Annotated in this window: 2 protein-coding genes and 1 rRNA gene; 1 reads left to right on the top strand and 2 read right to left on the bottom strand. The window is 48.8% G+C overall.

From position 1 onward, the window contains the following. The first annotated feature begins 3 nt into the window (after positions 1 to 3). Positions 4 to 125 (top strand): 5S ribosomal RNA (gene rrf, locus AUQ37_RS01190). A gap of 92 nt (positions 126 to 217) precedes the next feature. Here the strand turns inward: rrf and AUQ37_RS01195 are convergent. Beyond that, positions 218 to 910, bottom strand: coding sequence for a hypothetical protein (locus AUQ37_RS01195; protein WP_157844235.1), 693 nt, complete (start codon positions 908 to 910; stop codon positions 218 to 220). 231 nt (positions 911 to 1,141) lie between these two features. Beyond that, positions 1,142 to 1,525 (bottom strand): hypothetical protein, encoded by a 384-nt coding sequence (locus tag AUQ37_RS01200; protein WP_058747072.1) that lies wholly within the window; start codon positions 1,523 to 1,525, stop codon positions 1,142 to 1,144. Between the last annotated feature and the right edge of the window lie 228 nt (positions 1,526 to 1,753).

Here is a 1,753-nt window from a genome sequence, read left to right on the forward strand (position 1 = left end):
TGGTCAGACGGCCACAGCAGAGGGGTTCACCCGGTCCCATCTCGAACCCGGAAGTTAAGCCCTCTCGCGTATCTGTCGCGTACTGTATTGCGCAAGTGTACGGGAAAGCAGACACGCTGTCTACCACCTTTTTCTTCATCTTTCTGCATTGTGCATGATCTGTCCGGCAGCCCATACGATTCAGCTGCCGGTTTGGAATCCGAGACCCTGAGATTTGTCAGAAAACTGCAATGACCTGCACGTAGGTATTCTTAGGATCGTCATCTGACTTGACAGTGAAGTACTTGTAGGATTGAGTGTCTGAAACGGTTTTCGTCTTGAGATCATCTGCCTCTATCCACTTCTTGCAATCATCCAGAGAGTCTTCCAAAACGAAATCTCCGGTGTCTGGGTCGATGCAGATGTATGTATCTGTGGTATCTGAAGCACTGATTGTCAGAAGCGAATCCGTTTTGTTTCCGTTCTGATCTACGATCCCTGCGTCCGTCTTCTGCATGAACTCATTCCAGAAATTCAGAACGGAAGAATCGCTACCCATTTTCACATGGATCACAAAGCAATCTATCGAAGCAGGGATAGGCACCACTATCGTCGACTTACCGGACAGCGTCGTCATGGTCTCGTTGCGGGACACATAGACGGAGGCGTAGGTATTGCTGCCGGAACTCACACTCTCTCCCTGAAAATATGTCCTGGTGAACTGATCTGGACTCGTCAAGTTCCGATCTTTCTCCTCTTCAACGGTGAGAAGGTCTGCTAGCACCGATGATCTGTCAGCCTCGACGGTATTGCCTGTGTTCGTCACTGTCGACTCCAGCCCCATAACGGGGGATATCAGAGAGGGTATGAGCAGAAAGATAACGGCAACTAGAGTGAGAATGCCTGCTCCGTTGCTCAGCGAATACCTCATAAGACGATCTTCCTCAGATGCAGCCACAGTCCTCGTAAGGTATGCGGAGATACATCCGGCAAAATCTCATTTGACTGAATTATGGTGCAGTATGTATTCTATATCGGCTCTACTCAGAACCTGAATAAAAACATTGCCAGACAGAACATGTTTTCATCATCGGTTCGGCTGAAAAATACCGAACCCCGCAGAGGATGCCGTCCGGCATCCTATGAGCAAGGTTCCTAAGCCTCAATCGACAGTGAAGCTCACGCTGTATGAAAATCCCGTTAACAAAGCGGGAAGATCTTCGGCCTCTACGGTCAGAAAGATCTGTTGCGAGGCCTGCCCGTTTTTGAGCGACAAGTAGAATATACCGTCTGTTCCACCTATGCTGACCGACCCAGGATCAGATGGCTGTCCCAGCCAGAGAGTGAAATCGAGGTCATCCGCAAATCCCGATGCAACATCCATGTGCCAGACAATTCTAGCAGCATCGTCGGCAATGTCATCTGAGGAGATATTGATGTATCCTTGGCCTACCACAGTCCTGTCGATGAAAAATGCCATGTCGCCGTTGATCTGCACCGATCCGCACTTGAACGCAGCTTCGCTGGAGAAATCACTCTCCTGCATCGGATCTCCTCCGGGAACATCGGAGAGATAACATGACATATTGCTGCTGCTACTGCTGCTTGAATCTGCTGACTGAATCATCAATGTGGTGCCTATACTGAATATGGCCAAAGAGCACACAATCAGGGCCGAAAATGAAGATGACGGTCATTTAGCGTCATATTATCGCTTTTTGTTTTCCTCCTTGTAGGTAAAAAATCGCAGGAGGCGTTTATAAAAAGCGTGTTT

The sequence above is a fragment of the Candidatus Methanomethylophilus sp. 1R26 genome (genome assembly GCF_001481295.1).
Classification (GTDB): domain Archaea; phylum Thermoplasmatota; class Thermoplasmata; order Methanomassiliicoccales; family Methanomethylophilaceae; genus Methanomethylophilus.